Source organism: Streptomyces sp. RLA123 (assembly GCF_056270165.1).
In genome coordinates this window covers 116,448-139,179 of the sequence record NZ_JBWDOR010000003.1, presented here as the reverse complement: position 1 = coordinate 139,179, position 22,732 = coordinate 116,448, and the positions used below count along the sequence as shown (strand labels likewise).

19 protein-coding genes, 5 pseudogenes and 1 other annotated feature are annotated in these 22,732 nt (G+C 69.7%); of the genes and pseudogenes, 16 read left to right on the top strand and 8 right to left on the bottom strand.

The window, feature by feature from the left end; genetic code table 11:
* The first annotated feature begins 138 nt into the window (after positions 1 to 138).
* From RV983_RS00880 to larE, 8 genes are read left to right on the top strand one after another with little or no spacing between them, the layout of a single operon-like run.
* Positions 139 to 858: a FadR/GntR family transcriptional regulator gene (locus RV983_RS00880; RefSeq protein WP_475983817.1), complete on the top strand. Its 720-nt coding sequence runs from the start codon at positions 139 to 141 to the stop codon at positions 856 to 858.
* Positions 855 to 1,028, top strand: a complete 174-nt coding sequence (locus RV983_RS00875) for a hypothetical protein (protein WP_475983816.1) — start codon at positions 855 to 857, stop codon at positions 1,026 to 1,028. Before RV983_RS00880 ends, RV983_RS00875 begins: the two co-directional genes overlap by 4 nt.
* A complete protein-coding gene (locus RV983_RS00870; RefSeq protein WP_475983815.1) occupies positions 1,028 to 2,026 on the top strand; it encodes an aldo/keto reductase in 999 nt (332 codons plus the stop codon). Before RV983_RS00875 ends, RV983_RS00870 begins: the two co-directional genes overlap by 1 nt.
* Positions 2,023 to 2,970: an amidohydrolase family protein gene (locus tag RV983_RS00865; protein ID WP_475983814.1), complete on the top strand. Its 948-nt coding sequence runs from the start codon at positions 2,023 to 2,025 to the stop codon at positions 2,968 to 2,970. The genes RV983_RS00870 and RV983_RS00865 overlap by 4 nt, the downstream gene beginning before the upstream one ends.
* Positions 2,967 to 4,247, top strand: a complete 1,281-nt coding sequence (gene larA / locus RV983_RS00860; protein ID WP_475983813.1) for a nickel-dependent lactate racemase — start codon at positions 2,967 to 2,969, stop codon at positions 4,245 to 4,247. The genes RV983_RS00865 and larA overlap by 4 nt, the downstream gene beginning before the upstream one ends.
* Positions 4,244 to 4,933, top strand: coding sequence for a nickel pincer cofactor biosynthesis protein LarB (gene larB, locus RV983_RS00855; RefSeq protein WP_475983812.1), 690 nt, complete (start codon positions 4,244 to 4,246; stop codon positions 4,931 to 4,933). The genes larA and larB overlap by 4 nt, the downstream gene beginning before the upstream one ends.
* Positions 4,930 to 6,111, top strand: a complete 1,182-nt coding sequence (gene larC, locus RV983_RS00850; RefSeq protein ID WP_475983811.1) for a nickel pincer cofactor biosynthesis protein LarC — start codon at positions 4,930 to 4,932, stop codon at positions 6,109 to 6,111. Before larB ends, larC begins: the two co-directional genes overlap by 4 nt.
* Positions 6,101 to 6,925 (top strand): ATP-dependent sacrificial sulfur transferase LarE, encoded by an 825-nt coding sequence (larE, locus tag RV983_RS00845; RefSeq protein WP_475983810.1) that lies wholly within the window; start codon positions 6,101 to 6,103, stop codon positions 6,923 to 6,925. Before larC ends, larE begins: the two co-directional genes overlap by 11 nt.
* A gap of 281 nt (positions 6,926 to 7,206) precedes the next feature.
* Here the strand turns inward: larE and RV983_RS00840 are convergent, their stop codons facing one another.
* Positions 7,207 to 7,734: a hypothetical protein gene (locus tag RV983_RS00840; RefSeq protein ID WP_475983809.1), complete on the bottom strand. Its 528-nt coding sequence runs from the start codon at positions 7,732 to 7,734 to the stop codon at positions 7,207 to 7,209.
* A 512-nt stretch (positions 7,735 to 8,246) separates the two neighbouring features.
* On the opposite strand from RV983_RS00840, the gene RV983_RS00835 reads away from it, so the two are divergent.
* The 4 genes and pseudogenes from RV983_RS00835 to RV983_RS00820 form a co-directional block, all read left to right on the top strand.
* On the top strand, positions 8,247 to 8,498 hold the full coding sequence (locus tag RV983_RS00835) for a type B 50S ribosomal protein L31 (RefSeq protein ID WP_475983808.1): 252 nt from the start codon (positions 8,247 to 8,249) through the stop codon (positions 8,496 to 8,498).
* A 578-nt stretch (positions 8,499 to 9,076) separates the two neighbouring features.
* Positions 9,077 to 10,618 (top strand): alkaline phosphatase D family protein, encoded by a 1,542-nt coding sequence (locus tag RV983_RS00830; RefSeq protein ID WP_475983807.1) that lies wholly within the window; start codon positions 9,077 to 9,079, stop codon positions 10,616 to 10,618.
* The gene (locus tag RV983_RS00825; RefSeq protein ID WP_475983806.1) at positions 10,611 to 11,873 is read left to right on the top strand and encodes a hypothetical protein; all 1,263 of its coding nucleotides are present in this window, start codon (positions 10,611 to 10,613) and stop codon (positions 11,871 to 11,873) included. Before RV983_RS00830 ends, RV983_RS00825 begins: the two co-directional genes overlap by 8 nt.
* 352 nt (positions 11,874 to 12,225) lie before the next feature.
* A pseudogene (locus tag RV983_RS00820) lies at positions 12,226 to 12,465 on the top strand (NAD(P)/FAD-dependent oxidoreductase); the annotation flags it as partial.
* 74 nt (positions 12,466 to 12,539) lie between these two features.
* On the opposite strand, the gene RV983_RS00815 reads toward RV983_RS00820, so the two are convergent.
* The 3 genes and pseudogenes from RV983_RS00815 to RV983_RS00805 all read right to left on the bottom strand — a co-directional run.
* On the bottom strand, positions 12,540 to 12,890 hold the full coding sequence (locus RV983_RS00815; protein ID WP_475990182.1) for a DUF6281 family protein: 351 nt from the start codon (positions 12,888 to 12,890) through the stop codon (positions 12,540 to 12,542).
* A gap of 369 nt (positions 12,891 to 13,259) precedes the next feature.
* Positions 13,260 to 14,792 carry an ISL3 family transposase gene (locus tag RV983_RS00810; RefSeq protein WP_475983805.1) on the bottom strand — a complete coding sequence of 511 codons (1,533 nt, stop codon included), beginning with the start codon at positions 14,790 to 14,792 and terminating at the stop codon, positions 13,260 to 13,262.
* A 130-nt stretch (positions 14,793 to 14,922) separates the two neighbouring features.
* Positions 14,923 to 15,581 (bottom strand): annotated as a pseudogene (locus tag RV983_RS00805) (LacI family DNA-binding transcriptional regulator); the annotation flags it as partial.
* A gap of 496 nt (positions 15,582 to 16,077) precedes the next feature.
* Here RV983_RS00805 and RV983_RS00800 point away from each other — a divergent pair.
* Both RV983_RS00800 and RV983_RS00795 read left to right on the top strand, forming a co-directional pair.
* Positions 16,078 to 18,768, top strand: a complete 2,691-nt coding sequence (locus tag RV983_RS00800) for an RICIN domain-containing protein (protein ID WP_475983804.1) — start codon at positions 16,078 to 16,080, stop codon at positions 18,766 to 18,768.
* 321 nt (positions 18,769 to 19,089) lie between these two features.
* The gene (locus RV983_RS00795; RefSeq protein WP_475983803.1) at positions 19,090 to 19,425 is read left to right on the top strand and encodes a LacI family DNA-binding transcriptional regulator; all 336 of its coding nucleotides are present in this window, start codon (positions 19,090 to 19,092) and stop codon (positions 19,423 to 19,425) included.
* Between the two features lie 24 nt (positions 19,426 to 19,449).
* On the opposite strand, the pseudogene RV983_RS00790 reads toward RV983_RS00795, so the two are convergent.
* Together RV983_RS00790 and RV983_RS00785 are read right to left on the bottom strand one after the other, a co-directional pair.
* A pseudogene (locus RV983_RS00790) lies at positions 19,450 to 19,662 on the bottom strand (IS3 family transposase); the annotation flags it as partial.
* Positions 19,487 to 19,615 (bottom strand) — a sequence feature (AL1L pseudoknot). (Overlaps the previous pseudogene by 129 nt.)
* Positions 19,656 to 19,841 (bottom strand): hypothetical protein, encoded by a 186-nt coding sequence (locus RV983_RS00785; protein ID WP_475983802.1) that lies wholly within the window; start codon positions 19,839 to 19,841, stop codon positions 19,656 to 19,658. The gene RV983_RS00785 and the pseudogene RV983_RS00790, both read right to left, overlap by 7 nt.
* 103 nt (positions 19,842 to 19,944) lie before the next feature.
* Here RV983_RS00785 and RV983_RS00780 point away from each other — a divergent pair.
* Positions 19,945 to 20,708, top strand: a pseudogene (locus tag RV983_RS00780) (FAD-dependent monooxygenase); the annotation flags it as partial.
* Positions 20,709 to 20,808: 100 nt separating this feature from the next.
* On the opposite strand, the gene RV983_RS00775 reads toward RV983_RS00780, so the two are convergent.
* The gene (locus tag RV983_RS00775; protein ID WP_475983801.1) at positions 20,809 to 21,558 is read right to left on the bottom strand and encodes a glucose 1-dehydrogenase; all 750 of its coding nucleotides are present in this window, start codon (positions 21,556 to 21,558) and stop codon (positions 20,809 to 20,811) included.
* Positions 21,559 to 22,013: 455 nt separating this feature from the next.
* Between RV983_RS00775 and RV983_RS00770 the strand changes: the two genes are divergently transcribed.
* Positions 22,014 to 22,475, top strand: a complete 462-nt coding sequence (locus tag RV983_RS00770) for a GNAT family N-acetyltransferase (protein ID WP_475983800.1) — start codon at positions 22,014 to 22,016, stop codon at positions 22,473 to 22,475.
* 42 nt (positions 22,476 to 22,517) lie between these two features.
* On the opposite strand, the pseudogene RV983_RS00765 reads toward RV983_RS00770, so the two are convergent.
* A pseudogene (locus RV983_RS00765) lies at positions 22,518 to 22,655 on the bottom strand (IS630 family transposase); the annotation flags it as partial.
* Positions 22,656 to 22,732 lie beyond the last annotated feature (77 nt).

Genomic DNA, 22,732 nt, shown 5'->3' with positions numbered 1-22,732 from the left:
GATTCCGAGACGCCGCTGACCTGTGATGACGTGACAGGCTCACGTCGGCCGCGAGGTCCGGGTCATCCCATGTATTCCACAGTGATGGGATGTATTGCTACGCTGCCGCCGCCTGGGCGACGAGCAGGGAGCAGACGGATGTCTTTGACCGACAAGGCGATCGACCGCATCAGGGACCTCATCCTCTCGGGCGAGCTGCGGCCCGGCGCCAAACTGCCGCCCGAGCAGCAACTGGCAGCGGAGCTGGGCCTGTCCCGCAACCTCATGCGGGAAGCGGTGAAAGCGCTGGTCGTCACACGGGTGCTGGAGATCCGCCGGGGCGACGGGACGTATGTGACCAGCCTGGAACCGGAGGTGCTGCTGAGCAGCATCGGTTCGGCGGTGGAGCTGCTGCGGGGCGACACTCTGCTGGAGCTCACCGAAGTGCGCCGGCTGTTCGAACCGATCGCCACGGGTCTCGCCGCCACGCGGATCTCGGCCGCGGGGCTGCGGGAGGTCGAACGGCATCTGGAGGCGATGCGGGCGGCCCTTGACGACGTGGAGCGCCTCAACGAGCACGACGCCGCCTTCCACCGTGCCGTCGTCGCGGCCACCGGCAACGCCACCCTCGCCACCTTGCTGGAGGGGATCTCCGGGCGGACACTGCGAGCCCGTGTCTGGCGTGGCCTGGTCGATGACGACGCCGCGGCACGGACGGTCGCCGAACACGAGGCGATCCACCGGGCGCTGGCCGCCGGTGACGCCCCCCTGGCCCAGGCGGCCGCCCTCTTGCACGTCAGCAACACCGAACAGTGGCTGCGCGAGCATCTCGAACCCAACTCCGGCGCCACGGGCGACGTCTCGGTGGGCCGGCGGTGACCCGGCACGGCGTCGTCCGCTCCGTGACCCGGCCCAAGGACCCGCCGCCCACCGGCGGGCATGTGACATCGACGAGGAGCAGCCCGATGGGATTCCTGCGCGCCGGCGACGTCGTCAGGGCGGAGACCGACCGGCTCAGCGGTCAGCGGCACGTCCTCGGGCGGGCGTGATGACCTCCGCGATCCGGCCCTGGTACGCCGAACGGGTGCCTCTGGGACGCTCCGGCGTGAGCGTCAGCCGCGTCGGGCTCGGCACCGCGCCGCTGGGCGGCCTCGCCTCGGCCGTCGGCGGCCGGCAGGCCACCGAGACGCTGAAGGCCGCCTGGGCCGCCGGGATCCGGTACTTCGACACCGCCCCGCACGATGGCGCCGGGCTCGCCGAGCAGCGGCTCGGCGCGTTCCTCACCGGGGCCGGGCACCCGCGCGCGGAGACCACGGTGTCCACCAAGGTCGGCCGGCTGACCGTACCGGGGGAGCCGGCCCCGGGAGACGAGGCCCTCCACGGCGCACCCGGGCCCGTCACGGTCCGCGACTACAGTGCCGACGGCGTCTACCGCTCACTCGCCGAAAGCCTGGAGCGCTCCGGTCTCGACGCCTTCGACATCGTCTTCATCCACGACCCGGACGACTGCTGGGAGCAGGCCGTGAGCGGTGCCTACCCGGCGCTGGCCCGGCTTCGCGACGAGGGAGCCGTCCGGGCGATAGGCGCGGGTATGAACCAGACGTCGATGCTCACCCGCTTCGTGACCGAGGCCGACCTCGATTGCGTGCTCGTGGCCGGCCGCTACTCGCTGCTGGACCGCAGCGCGGCCGACGAACTGCTGCCCGCGTGCGCCGAACGCGCCGTGGGCGTCCTGGTCGGTGGTGTCTTCAACAGCGGCATCCTCGCAAACCTCGCCCCGGACGCCCCGGACGCCGTGTACGACGACGCGCCGGTTCAGGAAGCGGTCCTCCGTCACGCCCGGGCCCTCGGTGAGCGCTGCGCCGAGTACGGTGTCCCGCTTGCGGCAGCCGCGCTGCGGTTCCCGCTGCGCCACCCGGCCGTCACCGGTGTCGTCGTCGGGGCGCGCAGCGCACAGGAGATCACCGTGAGCGCCGCGCTCGCCTCGATGACGATCCCCGAGGAACTGTGGCCGGAGCTCGACGTCCTGGAAGCGGAGGAACGATGAGCAGGATCGACGCGCACCACCACGTCTGGCGGCCTGCACCGTCCCCGTCCCCCACGCACGGCCCCGGTCCCGGTCCCGGTCCGCAGCGCCGTGTGCACGCGTGGCTCGACGAACCCGGCATGGCCCCGGTGCGGCGGGACTTCACCTTGGAGGACCTGGCGCCGCCGGCCCAGGCAGCGGGCGTCGACCGCACGATCCTGGTCCAGGTACTGCCCGACGCCGACGAGACCGAGGACTTCCTGACCCTGGCCTCCACGGCCGGGACCGTCGCCGGGGTCGTGGGCTGGGTCGACCTCACCTCGGACTGCCTCCCGCGCACGCTGAACGCCCTGCGGGCGGCGCCCGGCGGCGAGCTCCTCGTGGGCACCAGGCACCTCGTGCAGGACGAGCGGGACCCCCGCTGGCTGAGCCGGCCCGACGTACAGCGGGGTCTGCGCCTGGTCGCGCAGGCGGACCTCGCCTATGACCTGCTTGTCCGTCCGCATCAACTGCCTTCGGCCATCGAAGCTGTCCGGGAACTTCCGGAACTCACCTTTGTGCTCGACCATCTGGGAAAACCCCCCATGGACGCCGGTGAACTGCAGCCCTGGACCTCGCTGGTCCGCGAACTGGCCTCCTTTCCCAACGTGTTCTGCAAGCTGTCGGGCATGGTCACCGAGGCCGGCCGGCACCATGGGAGCGTGGCAGCCCTGCGTCCCTACGCCGACGTGGTGCTCGACGCCTTCGGCCCCGAGCGGGTGATGTTCGGCTCGGACTGGCCGGTGTGCCTGCTGGCTGCCTCGTACGAGGAGGTCGTCGGCGTGGCGGAGGCACTGACCGACGGCCTCACCGAGGGCGAGCGTTCCCACGTCTTCTGCGCGACGGCGGAACGCGCCTACCGCCTGGACGAGCGGCACCGTCGAGGGCGGGCCCAGGACGGAGAGGCCGTGGAGGAGGCCCGGTGAAGGTACGCCTCGCCTACGGGCAGTCAGGGCTCGACATCGACGTCGATCCGCACAGGACCACCGTCGTGGAGCCCGTCCACCACACGGCGGCCGGGAACCAGGCGGCCGTCCTGCGCAAGGCCCTGCGCGAGCCGGTCGCCGGGCCCCCGTTGGCCGAGAGGGTGCGCCCGGGGCAGACGGTGGCCATCTCGGCCTGCGACGGCACCCGGCCGCAGCCCCGGCACCTGATGATCCCGGCCGTGCTGGACGAGCTGGACGGCATCGTCCGCAGGGAGGACGTCGTGATCCTCGTGGCGACGGGCACCCATCGCGGCAACGACGCGTCCGAGCTCCGGACGATGTTCGGCGACGAGATCGCGGACACGGTGAGGATCGTCAACCACGACGCCCGCGACGCCGCCCAGCTGACGTGGATGGGCAGGCACGGCGACGGCGTACCGGTGTGGCTCAACCGGGAGTGGGTGCAGGCGGACGTCCGGATCACCACCGGCTTCGTCGAACCCCACTTCTTCGCCGGGTTCTCCGGTGGCCCGAAGCTCGTGGCCCCCGGCCTGGCGGGTCTGGAGACCGTGCTCGTCCTGCACGACGCGGCCCGGATCGGCGATCCACGCGCCACCTGGGGCATCACCCGCGGAAACCCGGTTCACGACGACGTGCGCGCCATCGCGGAGGCCGCGGGCGTCACCTTCGCGTTCGACGTGGTGCTCAATCGCGACAAGGACGTCGTCGCGGCGTTCGGCGGCGATCTGCTGCCGATGCACGCCGCCGCGACGGCCGCGGCCGCGCGCGTGGCGATGCGCCCGGTCCCGGCACCGTTCGACGTGGTCGTCACCACCAACTCCGGCTTCCCGCTGGACCAGAACCTGTACCAGGCGGTCAAGGGGATGTCGGCGGCCTACCAGGTGGTCCGCCCCGGAGGGACGATCGTGTGCGCGGCCGAGTGCCGTGACGGCTTCCCCGACCACGGCTCCTACCGCCGGGTCCTGGCCTCGGCTCCGTCCCCGCAGGCGCTCCTGAACGAGATCTCCGCGCGCACCGAGACGATTCCGGACCAGTGGCAGGTGCAGATCCAGGCCCGCATCCAGTCGGGTAGTCAGGTCATCGTGCACACCTCCTTCCTCAGTGACGACGAGCTGGCGGCGGCCCACCTGCGGCAGACCCGGGACGTCTCCGCGACCGTCGCCGAAGCGCTGGCCGCCGCGGGCCCGCAGGCCCGCCTGTGCGTCCTGCCGGAAGGTCCGCAGACCATCCCGTACGTCGAGGGGAGCCGGCCGTGAACGAAGTACTGGACCTGGGATACGCACGAGTCGACATCGGTCGCGAGGCACGGCAAGGACTGCCCGAGGTCGTCTACGGCCCCGGCAAGACCGTGGAGCAGATCGGCGGCATCGTCACCGGCCTCCTGGAGCACAACACCGGGCCCGTCCTGGTCACCCGCGTCGCCCCGGACACCGCGGCGGCCGTCCTGGGGCGGGTGGACTCCGGGGCGTACGACGAGGAGGCCCGGCTGCTGCTCTGGCGACCGGCCGCCGCATCGGGCTTCTCCCTCGTGGTGGCCGCCGCCGGGACGTCCGACCGGCCGGTGGCCGCCGAAGCCACCGCTGTGGCCACGGCCGTCGGGCTGGACACGACGGCCGTGCACGACGTGGGAGTCGCGGGACTCGAACGCGTGCTGCAGGTCCGCGGTCTGCTGCGGTCCGCGGACGCGGTGATCGTCGTGGCGGGCATGGAGGGCGCCCTCGCCAGCGTCGTCGGCGGTCTGGTGGCCGCCCCCGTCGTGGCGGTGCCGGTCTCCACCGGGTACGGCGCCTCACTGGACGGGGTGACCGCACTGCTCGCCATGCACGCCTCCTGCGCCGCCGGCGTGACCGTGGTCAACATCGACTCCGGGTTCTCGGCAGCCATGGCGGTCCACCGCATCGCCCGGTCCCGCGGCACAGCGGAACCCGGAGGCGTCAAGTGATCTGCTGGATCAACCCGTTCACCGGACTGGCCGGAGACATGCTGCTGGGCGCCCTGATCGACGCGGGGGCACCGCTCGACCGGATCCGGTCCGCCGTCTCCGCCACCGGGCTGACCGGCTGGGACCTGACGGCCGAACGCGTCACCGACCACGGACTGGCCGCCACTCGCGTACGCGTGGAGGTCACCGATCCGTGCACCGAGCGGCGCGCCGCCGAGGTGATCGAGATGGCCTCCCGGGCCGCTCCCCGGCCCGTCGCGACCCTCGCCGTCGCCGCGCTCACAGCCATCGCCGAGGTGGAGGGGAGACTGCACGACGCCGACCCCGCCACCGTCCATCTGCACGAACTCGGCGGGCACGACACCCTCGTGGACATCGTCGGCAGCGCCGCGGCCCTGCACGCCTTCGGCGTCACGGACGTCATCAGCTCGCCCCTGCCGCTCGGCCGCGGCGAGGTGAACTCGGCGCACGGCGTCCTGCCCTGCCCGGCGCCGGCCACCCTCGCACTGCTGACCGGAGCGGCCGTCAGGGGCTGCGGCCTTCCCGGGGAGACGGTGACACCCACGGGCGCCGCAATCCTGCGCGCCGTCCGCGCCCGCTACGGCCCGCCGCCCCCCATGACACTGGGCGCCACGGGCTACGGAGTGGGGTCGCGCCGCCTGCCCGACCGGCCCAACCTCGTCTCTGTCACCCTCGGCGACCCCGTCCCGACCACGGCGAACGAGGAAGTCGTCGTCCTGGAGACCAACCTCGACGACGTCACCGGAGAACTCCTCGGGCACCTCATCACCCGCCTTCTGGACGCCGGTGCCCTTGACGCCTGGACGACCGCCGCGGTGATGAAGAAGGGCAGGCCCGCGCAGGTCCTGCACCTCCTCACCACCGCGCACCACGAAGGACGGCTGCGCGACATGGTCCTGGCCGAGACCGGCGCCCTCGGCATCCGGCGGATCAGCGCGACCCGCACCGCGCTGCCGCGCGCCTTCGAGACCGTCGACGTCGACGGACACGCCATCCGGGTCAAACACGGTCCGTACGCGGCCAAACCCGAGCACGACGACCTGGTGGCCGCAGCCGCGGCGCTGGGTCTGCCCCTGCGCGCCGTCGCCGCGCGCGCACTGCGCCTGAGCCGAGGAGAGGCGACGGTGACGAGCCAGGAGGAACACAGTGCACAGTGACGACACCCTTGGACGCCGGCTGCTGAACGGCGTGCGCGCGCTCGGCGGTTCCCTCGCCGTCGCCTACTCGGGCGGCGCCGACTCCGCCCTGGTCCTGGCCGCGGCGGCACGGGCGCTCGGGCCGGAGCGCGTCCTGGCCGTCACCGCCGTCTCGGAGAGCCTCGCCGACGGCGAGCTGTCCCGCGCGCGGCGACTCGCCGAAGACCTCGGGATCATCCATCTCGCGCCGCGCACCCACGAGTTGACCCGGCCCGGATACCGGGCCAACGGGCCCGACCGCTGCTACTTCTGCAAGTCCGAGGTGCTGGACACCATCACCGCGCTCGCACACGAGCGCGGCGTCGACGTCGTGGCCACCGGCACCAACGCCGACGACGCATCCGATCCCCACCGTCCGGGCATCCGCGCCGGGCGGGAACGCGGCATCCGGACACCGCTCCTCGACGCCGGCCTGACGAAGGCGGACGTACGCCGCCTCAGCAAACACTGGTCACTGCCCACCTGGGACAAAGCCGCGACCCCCTGCCTCGCCAGCCGTGTCCGCTACGGCATCGAGGTCACCTCTCACCGCCTGGCCCGCATCGATCGCGCGGAGAGGGCCGTTCGGGTGCTGACGACCGAGGCCGGGGTGGACGTGCGGGACCTCCGCGTCCGCGACCTCGGGGACCGCGCCCGCATAGAGGTCGACCCGCTCCTCGTCGCCCGCATCGCGGCATTGCCGGGACTCGCCCGAGCGCTCGCAGAAGCAGGCTTCGCCGACCTGCCCCACCAGGTCGAACCGTTTCGCTCCGGTCGGCTCAACTCCGAGGTCTGACCCGCCCCGGCCCTCGGCCCCCGCATCCTGCACGCCGCCCGCGCGGCGATCCGCCACCGCGGACAGCGGGCCTGCACCGGCGCCGCTCCCTGGGCTCGCGTATCAATGGGCGGTGCGAGACATCCCAGGCATCCCAGGTCACCGCAGAAAGATGTTCATGTACATGGCCGGAGCGTACGAGGAGTGCCGCCGGAGACGACGAGAGCCAAAAGAGGTCGGCTTGCGACCGGCATGGCACGATCATCAGCGCATCGACCATTGACGGCATCGTGAGTTGAACGTCAGTAGTCGTCGAGGGGTTCGCAATGGTCATAGCGCCACCCGCCATCCTCGCGGACCCATTGCTCGGTCAGGTCGAACCTCGGGTCGTCGCCCACCCCGTACGTTACGACTGCGTGCGCACCGGACACGCGGTCCACGGAGAACCGCTTGACGCTGTACCGAACGTGATCGAAGTTCATCGACTCCGCTCGTTCCATGAGCCCAGCAAGTTGACTTTTGCTGCCCGGCACCCGGCACCGGGTTGACCACATCGCGTATCCGGAGTCGACGTCGGGTGCGAAGTACGCAGTGGTGTAGACGCGTACCGCCCGCTCCAGCGCGGCCATCTCTTCCCGCGTGGCTCGATTGTCCCGGCTGACATCAGGCTTGGGTGTTGATGACGCAGTCGGGGTAGAGGCCGGCTTCTCGGTATTGCCGTTGCTGCATCCGGTCACCGCGAGCAGCGCGGCGGCAGTTAGGGCGGCGCCTATCCTGCACCTGTGGACAGCGGGGCTCATCAGCACTCTCGACATCATGATCATCATCATCTGGGACGGAGTCGGTCCAGACGCTCACTTCAGCGGTCCGTGATCCGTTCGTTGCCATGGCAATCTACGATCCCTGTGCCATTTCCTTGTGCCGAAGGGCCCCGCGCAGGTCACCCCTACAGTTCTCGCACCTGCCGGACCACCTGCGCCGTGTCCTGGAGGTCTGCCAGGACACTGCTGGCTCCCGCCGCCCGTGGGTCGTTGACGGTGAAGCGTCCGGAGGCGGCCGAGGTATCGGCCGGGCCATGGCCGAGTCCCTGTACGTCCGGGGGTGCCAAGAAGGTCCACGCCACCGTCCGCGACCCAGCACCTTCACTCACACCGGCACCGTCGCACTGCCCTCGGATGTCCCCGACTCCGCCTCGGTGGCCGCCGTCGCGGCACAGGCACAGCTCGCCTCCGTGCGCCGGAGGCCTGATCTGCCCCGTCGCGTGGGGTCTTCGGTCGGGCCTCCTCTTCGTCGCGCCACGCGCGGGTCGCCACGTCGAGTTCCGAGAGGAGCGCTGACCCCCGTGAAGCCCGGCATCCACCCCGTGTACCGGCACGTCGTCTTCCGTGATCGCGCTCCGGGATTCGGCTTCCTGACCCGGTCGACGGCCACCAGTGACCGGACCATCCCGTGGGAGGGCGGCCGCACCTACCCGGTGATCGATGTGGAGGTCTCCTCCGCGAGCCATCCCTTCTGCATCGGAACCGCCCGCGTCCTGGACACCGCGGGCCGCGTTCAGCGGTTCGAACGACGCTACGGAAAAGGATCACCATGAACACCCACGGCCCCCGGCTGCCCGTCGTGCTGGTCGCCGGGCTGCACGAGCAGGCCCGCAAGGCGGTGGTGGAGGAACTGCTCGACGCCCCGGGTGCGGTGGTAGTGGATGCGCTCCAGCGCCCCGTGAGCGAACTGACATGTGCCGACGGCGGCTCTGAGCGCCGCCGTGGGCACCGATGGCGCGTGGTACTTCGGTACCGGCGGCGCTCCCGCCGGACGCTGCGAGCGACCCGGCCTGCACGATGCCGTCGCGCGTTCCGGGAGGCATCGGTGGGACCTGCCGGGGCTCCCCGTTGTACGACATGACGGTTCGTCTGGACAGGTTGCTCGTTAGTCGAAACATGTCAGCGGATGAAGGACGGATTGCGTGTCAGGGCCGTCATTGGACGGGCGGTAAACGGACGCCGAGGATGTGAACAGTGCGGCTGAACCGCAACGCCTGATCAGCGGCTGAGTTCCAGCTCCAGCACCCGCGACAGCCGTACAAAAACCCACCAACCGGCCGTTCGATCATGTCACTTGACCGTCCCCATCGCAGGGCGGGAAGTTCACCTGCGTTCGCGAGCATCTGCGGCCATGAGCAACCTCAGTCGCCGCATCTTCATCCTAGGCGGGCTCACCACCGCGAGCGTCGCAGCGCTCCAACTCGGGGCGATGGCACAGCCGTCGGCCGCCGCCTCCACTCCCTTCCCCTTCACGCTCGGTGTCGCCTCCGGCGAACCGGACGACAACAGCGTGGTTCTCTGGACGCGTCTGGCTCCCACACCGACCAACGCGGACGGTCAGGGCGGCATGCCCAATGCCGACGTCGCCGTCGACTGGCAGGTGTCGACCAACCAGAACTTCACCACCCTCGTCAGCTCCGGTACGTCCACAGCGCGCTACGCACAGGCCCACGCGGTGCACGTGCTGGCCGGTGGACTCGCCCCGGACTCGGAGTACTACTACCGGTTCCGGGCCCAGGGATTCATCTCCCCGGTGGGCCGGACCCGCACCGCGCCGGCCCCGAACACGGTCGGGCGAGACTTCACCATGGCCTTTGCCTCGTGCGCCCACTACGAGCAGGGTTACTACACCGCCTACCGACGCATGGCCGACGACCGCCCCGACCTGATCCTGCACCTGGGCGACTACATCTACGAGGGCGGCGCCACCGCCGGCGCCGTGCGCCAGCACCTCGGTAGCGAGATCGTGTCGCTGGCCGACTACCGCCGCCGCTACGCCCTCTACCGCAGCGACCCCGACCTGCAGGCCGCGCACGCGATCGCGCCGTGGCTGGTCGTGCCGGACGACCACGAGGTGGAGAACAACTACGCCAACATGGTCCGCGCCGACAGCAGCCCCGCACTCACGGCGGCCCAGTGGACCGCGCGTCGCACCGCCGCGTACCAGGCCTACTTCGAGAACATGCCGCTGCGGGCCGCCGCGACCCCCTCCGGCAACAGCATCCAGCTCTACCGCCGGGTCCGCTGGGGCACCCTCGCCACGTTCCACATGCTCGACACCCGCCAGTTCCGCGACGACCAGGCCTGCGGCGACGGGACGAAGGTCTGCGCCGACGCCGATCTGCCGGCCCGCTCACTCACCGGCGCGAACCAGGAGGCATGGTTGCTCGACGGACTGGGCCAGCACCTGAGCACCTGGGACCTCATAGGCCAGCAGGTCTTCTTCGCCCGCAACGTCAACTCGGCGGGTGCGATGAGCATGGATGCCTGGGACGGGTACCGGGCCAGCCGGGCGCGGATCCAGCAGGGCATCATCGACCGCGGTGTACGCAACCCGGTCGTCCTCACCGGTGACGTGCACGCGTCGTGGGGCAACGACCTCAAGGCCGACTATGCCAATCCGTCGTCGGCGACGATCGGCTCCGAGCTCGTCTGCACCTCCATCACCAGCACCGGCAACGGAAGCGCCACCACGGCGATCCCCAACGGATCGCTCAACCCGCATCTGCGCTTCTACTCCGACCGGCGCGGCTACGTCCGCACGCACATCACGCCGTCGCAGCTCACAGCCGACTTCCGGTCGGTGGCGACGGTGACCGAACACGGCGCGCCGGCGACCACCGCCCGGACCTTTGTCATCCACGACGGAAAGCCGGGGTTGGCCGATGCGTAAGCTCTCCGTACTCGGCGCAGCCGTCGCCGGCCTGGTCGCCGCCCTCGCCATGGTCGCCCCGGCCTCGGCGGCGGGTCCCTCGTCCTGGGCGACCGCGAACAGCGACTCCGCCGGTGACCAGGACACCGCCTCGATCGCGGCCAACCGCCTCGGCGACGTCGCGGCGGTGTGGGAGGACGACCGCGACTCGACCAACCCGGGCGACAACGCGCACAGCGACGTGTGGGTGCGGATGTACCGCAACGGCGTCTCGGCCTACGAGAAGAAGCTCTCGGCCGGCGGGACCGCGGGCGTGGCCTGGCGGCATCTCCAGCCCGACGTGGGACTCGACGACCGGGGCAACGCCGTCGTCGTGTGGGCGGAGGACCCGGACGGCAACGGGTTCTACAACATCACCTACCGTGTGCTCTCCCCGGCCGGCGCGCTCCTCGGCTCCGGCGAAGCCAACGCGAGCGCCGACGGCCAGCAGATCCATCCGCGCGTCGCGGTCGATCCGGACGGCGCGCCCAACAGCACCACGGCGGTCGCGTTCTCCGTGGTGTGGGAGGACATCCAAGGCACAGCGGCGGCGACGGTGAAGGCAGCCGGGTTCACCGGGACCACGACCAAGGCCTACGAGGTGACGGTCAACGCGGCCGGCGGCGCGCACCACAACCCCGACGTCGCGACCTCCGCTTCGGGCGACGCCGTCGTCGTCTGGGACGAGGACACCGACAACAACGGCGCCTATCAGATCGGTCTGGTGAAGCTGGCCAAGGCGAACGGGGCGGTCACACTCAGCCGCCGCAGTGCCAACAGCCTCGGCGACGGGCAGCAGCAGCGCCCGGCCGTGGCCGCCGACTTCAACGGCGACTTCGCCGTGGCGTGGGAGTCCGATCACACCGGGACCCGTGGCGTCTGGGCCCGATCGTTCAGCGCGACCGGCACCGCCGGCTCGGCCGAGGTCGAGGTCTCCAGCGGAGCCGGAGCGGGCAACCCCACCGTCGGCATCGACGACCAGCGCGACGCTGTGGTCGGCTGGAGCGTCGCCGGCACCGATCCAGCGGTCTGGGCCCGGGGCCTCAACCCCGACGGCACCTTCGCCGGCCGGTTGCCGGCCCAGTCCGTCAGCCAGGTCACCACCGGTCGGCAGGAGCAGCTCTCGCTGGCTTCCTCCCCGTTCGGCACACTCTCCATGTCGTACACCGACGACAACGACGGCAACACCTTCGACCAGGTCCTGCTGAGTCTGGGGGCGACCAACTCGGACTGGTGACGTCCTGTTGATCCGCGGACGTCCACCGGGCCACCCCGGGTGGGGAGATCCGGCAGTCGGTTCCGGAACCGCGCAGGAACGCGGCCCTCCGGCACCGCTGTCGGATCACCTCCGCGGGGCGGCCCGGAATCGGCCGTGCCCCCGCGAGAACGCGCAGAAGACGTCGGAAATCCAGACGTGATCGAGGAGTGGCCCGAGGCTCCGAGGGATTGCCGCGAGACGCCCGCGAACCGCAAGTGCATCTCCGTCCAGATGCGGACGCGGTCACCGACGGCTTCCGCAGCAGCGTCTCTGCCCGTCCCGCCCGGCCGCGGGACCGGATACGGTGTCTGAGCGGCGCGAGCCCCTGCTGTTCGGCGGATCACTCACGACCACTACCGAGGCCGAGAACTTCCCCGGCTTCCCCGAGGGGGCCGACGGCCCAGCCCTGATGGAGAACATGCGCGCCCAGGCCGAGCAGTTCGGCGCCGAGATGATCGACGACGACATTGTCTTTGTCGACCTCACCGGTGACACCAAGCTGCTCACCGACTCCGTCGGCATCGTGCACCGCGCGAGGACGGTGATCGTCGCCACCGGCTCCGGGGTACGTGTAACTGCCCAGTCGGGTGCGCGGATTTCGGTGTGGCGTCAGCTTTGGAACCACACCGAACCCCGCGTTTCGGATCAGGAGCCGTCGATCAGTTTCTGCACCTCGGGCGGGAGCTCTTTGCCGGAGCGAACGGTGAAGAGCGTGGCCGTCTTCGGTGTGTCCCCGATGGCGATGGCGACCTCGGGAGAGATGCCGTCCACTTCGTAGGCAGTCTCGGTCTCCGTCACGACCGGCTCCTTGTTCTCGCCCGCCCCGCCGGTGTCGTCGCAGGTTGACTGGGTGGCGACACCGAGCTTCTTCCCGACTGTGAATTCCACATTCGCCGCGTCTAGATACGATTGGTCCTGGTAGGTGTACAGATTGGCGCAGGAGGCCGCCCCACCCTCGCCGCCACCGCCGCTGGCCGTGCACGCGGCTACCGACATCACCATGGCCGCCGCCACCAACAAGCCAGCGGATCGCCTGGTCCAGCTCATACGTGTCCCCCTCGGCAGATGCTGCAAAGAAGAGGAGTGCCTCCTCTTTGCCGAGTGTGACCTCGCCATCGCTCAGCACGGGAATGAGACCGTGCCCATGGTGAGGCCCTCGTGTTCCGCGGTTCGACGTAGGCAACTTGGATCAGGTTCCCTTGCTGCGCGTTCTTGCGTCCCGACCACCCAGCTGCACGGCCTGGGCGATCAGCCATCCGGCAGGAATCGGGGCACGCGTCCGCATCATCAACAGCAGGTAGTTGGAGAACAGGGTGTGTCAAATTAACGGCCCTGTCTCACATTCGGTGGTGACGGAGTGTGCTGCTACCCGAGGAGGATGCGGTGGCGAAGTAGGGTGAAGCCTGCTCGTCCGTGCATCTGGCGCGCGATCCGCTTGGTTTTGGTGTTGACGCCCTCGGTGGGGCCGTTGCTGTACGGAAGCGTGAGCGCGGCAATCACGGCGTCCCGGTCCCGGTCCAGGCCTCGGGCGAAGGAGTGCAGATGGGGCAGATCGGTCGTGCGGACCTGCACGATCCAGCGAGAGAGCCCGTCGGCGTTTCCTTCGCGGGGTGTCAGGAGCTGGGCGAAGTCCGCAATACGGGCGGCCAGTTGGGTCATTTCGGGGCAGGCTGCGGTGAGGCGTGTCAGGAGGTCCTGATGTTCGGTCTTGAGGTTGTCGGGCCTGGTCAGGAGCATCCGGGCGAGCGAGCGCGGGGAGATGTGGCTGCGGTCGGCGTCCGCGCGGCCTTGGTTGATGTACTTGTGCAGGAGGTTGAGGCAGCCGGTGTAGCCGAGGGCCTTGATCTCTTCGAAGAGGTGCTTGACGGGGGCGGCGGGGTCCTCGGCCCGGCGTTTGCGCAGGTGCTCGCGGTAGGGGTCGACGAGGCTTGCGCGGTATTTGGGGACGCGGAGCATCCGCTCGGGCCGGTCGGCTCGTGCGTAGCGTTTGATGGTGTTCAGGGCCAGTTGCAGTCGGCGGGCGCATTCGAGCAGGCCAACGCCCTGATTGAGCAGGTCATGGACCTGGTGCCAGCGTTCCAGGGTGGTGCGGGCGCGGGGCCCGTCGTAGATGGGTGCGTCCAGTACGGTGGCCCAGCAGGTGCTGTGCGCCTTGACCTCGCTGAGGGCGGCTTCGCACAGGTTGTGCCACAGATGCCACCTGTCGGCGACTTGGACCGCGTCGGGCAGTGCGCGGCGGATGGCCTCGGCGTAGGTGGCTGAGCCGTCGCGGCAGACGACCTCGATGCCCGGATGTTCGCGCAGCCACGCTTCCAGCGTGTCGGCCGTGCGGTCCGGGAGTACGTCGATCCGCTCATGGGTCTCGGCGTCGATCACCACGGTGGCGTAGCGGTGCCGCCGGCGCAGGGCGAAATCGTCGATGCCGATCACACGAGGCGTCCGCCCGGTGGGCAACGGGATGCGCAGCAGGGTGCGCAGGGCCGTGTGACGGGACAGGCCCACCGCGAGTATCGCCAGCAGGCGTGATCCCGCCCGGCCCGCTAACTCTTTGACCACGGCCTTGACCTGCGCGGTCAGCCGGGCGGTGCGTCGCTGGTATCGCTCCAGCACCCCGGGCACCTGTTCGCGGAAGGTGTGGCGGCAGCCTCGCGTGGGACACACCAGACGCCGCACCCGCACGCGGACCACCACCCGTCGCCCGTCGACCGGAACGTCGGCGACCGTCCGCCAGTGATAGCCGTGCACCCGTCCCGACGAGGCCCCGCACACCTGGCAGACCGCGGTGTCCAGCGGCGTCCGGGCCCGCACCACGATCCGCTCACCCTCGTCGGCCACATCGTCCATGACCAGCGGAGACAGACCCGAAAACACCAACTGCACAAGCTCGTTGACATCCATCACATGAAGGTCAACGAGCCTCACAACTCTCCGTCACCACCGAATGTGAGACAGGGCCGTTTATTGAACACTCCCGATCAAGGACCTCACGCGGACCGCCCATTGATCACAATCGAATACGCGCCCTAACCCCGCAGTTGTACGTCCGCACGGTCAGCCCGCGTTCGGCCGCGGCCTTGGTGAAGCCGTCCAGGTCACGGTGTGCGGACTCGTATCCGGCCCGCAGCAGTTGCTCGGGACGGTTGACGAAGGCGACCCTGCGGTGGCCGAGGTCCGCCAGGTGGTGGACGCACGCCTCCACCAGCGCGGTGTGGTCCAGGCCCACCCACCAGCCGCCCTCCGGGTTGGCGGTGCGGCCGATGGAGACGGAGGGGAAGCCCAGCTCGGCCAGGTGGTCGGCCCGGTCGTCCGCGAGCCTGATCTCCATGAGGATGGTGCCGTCGACGCGCCGTTCCCCCAGCAGCCGCTGGAAGAACGGTCGCTGTCCACGCCGCTGGGAGACAGCAGCACGTCGTAGTCGTAGGCCGCGGCGGCCTCGACCACGCTGCCGATGAAGTCCAGCTGCATGCCGGTGTAGTGGTTGCCGGCCGGCGGGAAGACCAGGCCGATCGTGCTGGTCCGGCCGTTCGCCAGGGCGCGGGCACTGGCGTTCGGGCGGTAGCCCAACTCGTCGATGACCTGCTGGATCTTCCGGCGGGTGTCGTCCGAGACCGGGCGCTTGCCACTCAGCGCGTAGGACACGGTGCTCCGTGAGACACCGGCCCGCCGGGCGATCTCACCGATGTTCACGAAGAGCTCCTTCTTCGAACCGGTCCGAGCGAACCAGCCCGGTCGTCGAACCGGTTCGCGTGAAGCGAAGTTAGGAACAAGCCGGACGGCTGTCAACACCCGGAACGACACCTCGCGAAAAAGCACAACAACCCCAACACTCCACGGGCTCCGCTGACATCGCTTGTGTCAGAGGCATTGCTGCGAGATTTCCTCGGTGCTAGTTTCCTGCGAACCGGTTCGATGAATCCGGCCGGACCCTGCTCCCCGGCCGGCACAACGCCATCGCCGACCACGTTCCTTCCGGTGGCCATCAGGTCACCCCCGTGGTCGGGTCACCTGGCGGGTCAAGGTTCCCTGAATGCTCGACCCCGACCGCCTGCCCCGAGCCGTGCGACGTCCCGGACTCCGACAACACTCTCATCGACCTCGGGCGCGCACCTCGGCCAGGTCGCACCGCGAACAGCACGAAGAATGCAGCGTGGTCCCCCCACCCTTCAACGAAGGAGCTCGCGTCATGCGACAACACATTCGGCTGCGGAGCCGTCGACGCTTCAGACCGGTGACAGCGGCCGCCGCGGTGCTGCTCACCGCTGTAGTGGGCATGCACCCGGCCACGGCGGCAGGTCCGCGACCCACGGCGTCTACGGCGGCCGTTGCCTCGCCGGCCTCCGGCACCGACGGCGTCACCGCGGGCAACGCCGCGATCGCCTCGGTCGACCTGGCCGGCACGTGGGGGTTCACCCCGGTGGGCCGGTCGGCGACGTCGATCACCGTGCCGGGCGGCGGCTGGTACAAGCAGGGCTTCACCGATGTGAACGAGGCGGTGTACTCCCGCACGATCACCGTGCCGGACTCCGGGCAGCCGCAGTCCACGTGGATCGAGTTCGGCGCGGTGAACCACCAGGCCACCCTGTCGGTCGACGGGCGGACGGTGGCGACCAGGACCACCGCCTTCACGCCGTCGAACTTCGACATCAGCGCGTACGCGGCACCGGGTACCACGCACACCATCACGGTCGATGTGAAGGGCAGGGGCGCCCTGAAGAACCCCGCGAACGGCAGGTATCTGGTGCCCGACGCGGCCGACTGGGCCGAGGCCGTACCGCAGGGCATCTTCCGTTCGGCGTTCCTGCGCGTGTATCCGGCGGTGTACGTCAGCGACACGTTCGTCCGTACGTCGGTGGCGAACCAGACCCTCACCTACGACGCGTCGGTGACCAACACCTCGGGCGCCGCGCGGACGGTGACCCTGACCGGCTCGCTCGCCTCGGACAACGCCACGTCGTTCACCTACCCTGCGCTGCCGAGCAGGACGGTTACCGTAGCTGCCCACTCGACCGTCAAGGTGACGGTCGGGCCGGTGGCGTGGAACCTGGGCTCCTCCTCGTACTGGTGGCCCAACGTCCCCTACCGGCAGGGGTATCGCGCCCAACTGCACCGCCTGACCGTCCACGCGGCGACCGACGACGGCCGCACCAGCGACGCGACCTACCGCTTCGGATTCCGGGAGAGCAGCCAGAACGGCGAGTACTACTACCTCAACGGCGTGCGGGTGAACTTCCGCGGCGACAACCTCCAGGGCGCGGACTTCGACCGCGTCAACAACGGCGGCAAGGGCGACGCCTACGACACCCTGCCCGGCTTCCTCGCGCCCTCCTCGGGCAACGGCGGCTGGCCGCAGGCGGTCGACAACTACCAGCGGCTGAACTACAACGTGGTCCGCATTCATCAGGAGCCGGCCAGCCCCTACATGCTCGACGTGGCTGACGAGATGGGCCTGATGATCATCGACGAGACCGGCATCCGGGGCTCCAACAGCCTTCAGGACTTCGTCGCCGGGCACGACAACATGGTCGACCACGCCCGCGCGCTGACCCTGCGCGACCGCAACCACCCGGCGATCATCCGATGGAGCCAGAGCAACGAGCCCGGCAGCAGCGGTATGGACTCGGAGCAGTTCGAGAAGGACCTGTACGCGGCGATGAATGGCAACGACGGCACCCGGCCGGTCAGCGTCGACGCGTGGGTCGGCGCTCCGGCCAACCCCTACCCCAACATGACGTACGCCAACTTCGATGTCTTCGGGCACTACTTGGACGGTTTCGGCACCTACGGCGAGAAGGTCGTGTCGGTGGCCGGCCGGCCCGACGGCGAGGGCGAGTACATCTGGCCGAAGTGCAACACCAAGCAGGGCTTCGAGTGGTTCGCCACCACGATGGTGGCCAAGCGCGCCAAGGACGCCAGCGACTTGCGCCCCTACACCCTGCTGTCCGCCTGGGCGGGCGTCATACCCGGCGTCCGCTCCACCGACTTCACCCCCGAAGAGGGCGGCCATCCCGTCTACGGCGCCGACAACCTCTCCGACCCGTGGAGCAATCCGCAGATCCAGCGCATCCAAGCCGCGTTCAACCCCGTGGCCGCGATCGACCTGCCCTACTGGTCGGCCTCCGGTGTGTCGGACTCCAACGGCACCTTCCCGCTCCCGCAAGCGGTCCCCGGATACGCCGCCAACAGCACCGTGAACCGCACGATCTCGGTGTTCAACGACGACTTCACCGGCACTGCCGTGGGCTTCGCCTGGAGCGCCCACCTCGACAGCGCCACCGGCCCGGTGATCGCCTCCGGGAACACCACCCTCACCGTCCCGCTCGGCTCGAAGGCGACACAGACCGTGTCGTTCACCGCGCCGTCCAGCGGCTCTCGGGTCTACCTCGTCTTGTCCACCAGCAAAGCCGGGACGACCGTGTTCAGCGACGCGGTCGAGTACTTCACCCTGGGCAGCTCCACGAGCCCCGCGCCGGGCACCTACCGGATCGTCAACCGCAACAGCGGCAAGCCGCTGGCCATCGCCGGCAACTCCACCGCCGACGGCGCCAAGGCCGTCCAGCAGACCGGCGGCGGGACCTGGACCCTCAGCGCCTCGGGCAGCGCCTTCACCCTGCGCTACAACCCCACCGGCAAGCTACTCGACGTCAACGGCTTCTCCTCGACCGCAGGTCTCCAGCTCCAGCAGTGGACCGCCACCGGCGGCACCAACCAGCAGTGGTACCTGCGGCCCACCGGCGACGGGTACTTCACCATCGTCAGCCACGACAGCGGCCTGGCGGCCGATGTGTACGGCCAGTCGACCAGCGACGGTGCCCAAGTCGTGCAGTGGACCGCCAACAACGGCACCAACCAGCAATGGCAACTGACACCGTCCTGAGCCGGCGGCCCGCCTGCCGGATGTGCCGCCACCTCCCCGTGGCGGCACATCCGGGGGCTGCGGCCACCCCGGGGGCGCACACAGGGGACGCCACTGCGTCGTCCGTCACCCGGCTCCGGCCCGGATGACGGCCCCCGGCCCCGCGCGGGGGAGATCCGCCGCGTGCGGGGAGACGGCTGTCATGGCGGTGAGCCGAAGGCCGCGGATACGTGCGGCCGGCCGCCGGAACGGTGACGACGCTCGGGGTCCCGGGGAGAGCGACGCCGAGGACCCGCTGCCGGCCTTCGGGAACGAGGGCCTGAGCAATCGGGGAAGGCGGCTGTGGCTGACTACGCGGCGGAAGGTCCGGCGGACGGGAGTCCCCCGGGCGGCGATCCCTCCCGGCCGGTCACGATCGCGTACATCGCCGAATCGGCGGGCGTCTCGGTCCGGACCGTCTCGATGGTGCTCAATGGCAAGTCGGGGGTGTCGGCGGAGACCCGCGCCCGGGTCGAGGAACTGATCGACCGCTACGGCCACCGCAAGGTCTCCGGGTGCAACCGCAACAATGTCCTCGAACTGGTCTTCCGCGAGCTGGAGAGCATGTGGGCCGTGGAGATCATCCGGGGCGTCGAACGCCGTAGTCGGCCTCGTGGATCCGGCGGATCTCCTTGGTGATCTCCTCGTCTCGCAGGCTGCGGGCCGAGGGCGGTCGGGTTCGGGCGGCGTAGTAGGTGCTCGGCGCGATCGGCGCGTCCGTCTCGGCGAGGACGTCGCAGATCGGCTGGACGCCGAACGTCTTCTTGTACTGGTCGATGTAGGCGACCTTCATCGCAGTGGACGGTCCAGCTCCGCGGCGAAGAAAGCCGAGGCGGACTTCAATATCGCGTTCGCCTGCCGCAGTTCCTTCACCTCCCGCTCCACTCCGCGATCCGTGCAGCGTCGGTGCTGGTGGTGCCGGACACGATGCCCTCGTCGGTCTCGGCCCGCTTGACCCAGCCGCGCAGGGCCTCGGGGTGCACGTCGAGCTGGTCGGCGATCCACTTGATCGCACCGGAACGGCCGGCCGGGTCCTTGCGGGCCTCGATCGCCAACCGCGTCGCACGTTCGCGCAGTTCGTCGGGGTCTTACGGGGAGCAGCCATGATCGGCATCCTTCCGGGTCTTCGATGTCTCCATCAAACCCGGGGCTTGACACTTCGGCATGCACGATCCGCGCTGGATCTCACGGTTCCACAGCGATGAGCGGCAGTCACCGCGCTACCGCGTAGGCAGGGTCTTTCTCGTCGGTGACGCGGCGCACGTGCATTCCCCCGCCAGCGGCATGGGCATGAACACCAGTATCCAGGATTCTGCCAACTTGGGCTGGAAACTTGCCGCCGTCCTGCGCGACCGTGCCCCCGAAGCCCTGCTCGATACCTACGAGGCCGAGAGGCGCCCGGTGGGGCGCAGAGTACTGCGCATGAGTGGCGCGCTGCTGCGTGGTGTCCTGACCACCCCGCGGGCGCTTCGCGGCGTCCGAGACTTCGCCGCCCGGACCGTCCTGCGTCTCCCACCGGTCGCCTTGCGGCTGGGGCGGGCGATGTCCGGAATCGACATCGCCTATCGAGCCCGGCCGGCGCTCACCCGCTCACGGGCAAGCGGGCACCGGATGTCCGCCTTGCCGATGGTCGACGTCTGTACGAGGTGCTGCGCGGCCGGAGGTTCGTGCTGGTCACACCGGCGGACGCGCCGATTGCTGCTTCGGTGACCGAAGGCTGGGCCGACGCGGTGGAGTGCGTCACCACCCCATCCGGTCTGACCAGCAAGTCCGTACTGGTCAGACCGGACGCCTACATCGCGTGGGTCTCCTCCGGTCAGGCCGCACACCGGCGAGCCGACGAGATCAGGCAGGCACTGGCCCGTCACTGTGGTGAGGGCACAGGCCGTTCTGCGGCCTCCCTTCCGCAGGCGAGTGGCTGAGGCGCTTGTCGCAGGGATACCGCCCGCGGGTCCGGCTGCCGCGGCCGCGCAAGGCTGCCGCGGCCATGCAAGGGGGATGCGTCGGTAGTCCTTGCGGCGGTCAGACCTGGTTGAGGCCGCCGTCGACGAAGAGCTCGGTTCCGGTGATGAAGCTGCTCTGGTCGCTGGCGAGGAAGAGTGCCGCCGCGGCGGCCTCCTCAGGGCGACCCATTCGCCCCAGAGGCACCTGGGTGGCGAAGAAGTCCCAGAGTTTGGCGGCCTCTGCCGCATTGGGAGCGAGCCCGGAGTTGCCGGGGGTCTCGATCGGGCCCGGGACGAGGGTGTTCACTCGGATTTTCCGGTTCTTGAGTTCGTTGGCCCACGTGCGGGAGAAGGAGCGGATGGCGGCCTTGGAGGCGGCGTAGACGCCGAAGGCCTCGCCGCCGGAATTCGCGGCGGTGGATCCGGTGAGGATGACCGAAGCGCCCTCGTTCAGCAGAGGAAGCGCCTTTTGGACCGTGAAGAGCGTGCCCCTCACATTGATCCCGAAGGTCGAGTCGAAGTGCTTCTCGGTGACGTCTTCCAAGGCGGAGAACTCGCCGCCGCCGGCGTTGGCAAACAGCACGTCGACGCGACGGCCCTGCTGGGAAACGGCGGCATAGAGGCGGTCGATGTCGTCAAGATCGGAGACGTCGCCCCGGACGGCAGTGGCGTTCGGGCCGATCTCGGCCAGCGCGGCGTCGAGCGCCTCCTGTCGCCGGCCTGTGATGAACACATGTGCGCCCTCGGCCGCGAATCGCTTGGCGGCTGCCAGCCCGATTCCGCTGTTACCCCCAGTGACGATGGCTGTTTTACCGTCGAGCTGTCCCATGATCAAGGCTCCTGTTCGGCGGAGGTCTGCCCCTCCGCGGCTCCTACGTGTCAGGCCCGCATCCAGCGCGCGGGGCCTGTTATGGACGGTACGGTAAAAAACTCGATGCTGGACGGATCGGTCAAAAACTATGACCTAGCCCACTCGCCCCACCTCACCGACGTCGGGATCGCGCACCAAGTGCCGCGAAGGAGGGGCGCTGCCGGGACGGACCGGCGGTATGCGTCCGGCCTGCGCAGCGTCGGAGCGGTGGAGTCGCGGCGCTGACGTGGATGATCAAGTGCCTTGACCGGCGATGCCGCAGCCTTGGCGAATCGGGCATGTGCCCTGAGGCGATCAGGGAAAGTGGGCTGCAGCGCGAAAGCCCAGTGCTCTGACCGTATAGGTTCGCCGGGAGGACAGCGCTCTCGAAATCCGGATGCGTCAAGATCACTCATCTGCGATAGTCGCGCGCTGTGAACAGTACTGAGCTGGTTTTTCGGCGTGCGGATGCCTCTGATGCGGCCGACATTGCCGACGTGTGGCTGCGTTCATTCACCGCTGCGCTGCCGACCGTGCGCCGCGTGCACGGCGACGACGAGGTGCGGAGCTGGTTTTCCTTCGTGGTCGTGCCGCAGTGTGAGACCTGGGTAGCCGTCGCCGAGGGCTCCGTGATCGGACTTCTGGTACTCGATGGAAAGGAACTCGAACAGCTTTACCTCGACCCGTCCTGGCGCGGCCGGGGTGTAGGCGACCGGTTCATGGGCTTGGCCAAGCAGCAGCGGCCCGATGGACTGGGGCTGTGGACGTTCCAGGTCAACGGATCAGCCCAACGGTTCTACGAGCGGCACGGCTTCATCGCAGTCGAGCACACTGACGGACTGCGCAACGAGGAACATGAGCCGGACGTCCGCTACACCTGGCAGCCTGACGAGTAGGACACCCGCCGAGACGTTCGGTCACGCGGCCGTCCGCACGGGGTGTCGGGTGTCGGTGTTGCGCCAGGCCGGGCAGGCGTGCAGGGCCCGGGTCCGGACAGTGTGGTTCGGATGGTCCGAGTTGGCGAGGGTGAACTGCCGCAGCGGCCCGAAGCGCGCCTCGATCGGGTTGGCCCAGGTGCCGGCCCGACGGTGAGGGGCGGCTCGCCGGGGAGGTTCGCGCTGGTTCCAGGGGCGCGATGCCGGCGAGCCGCCTT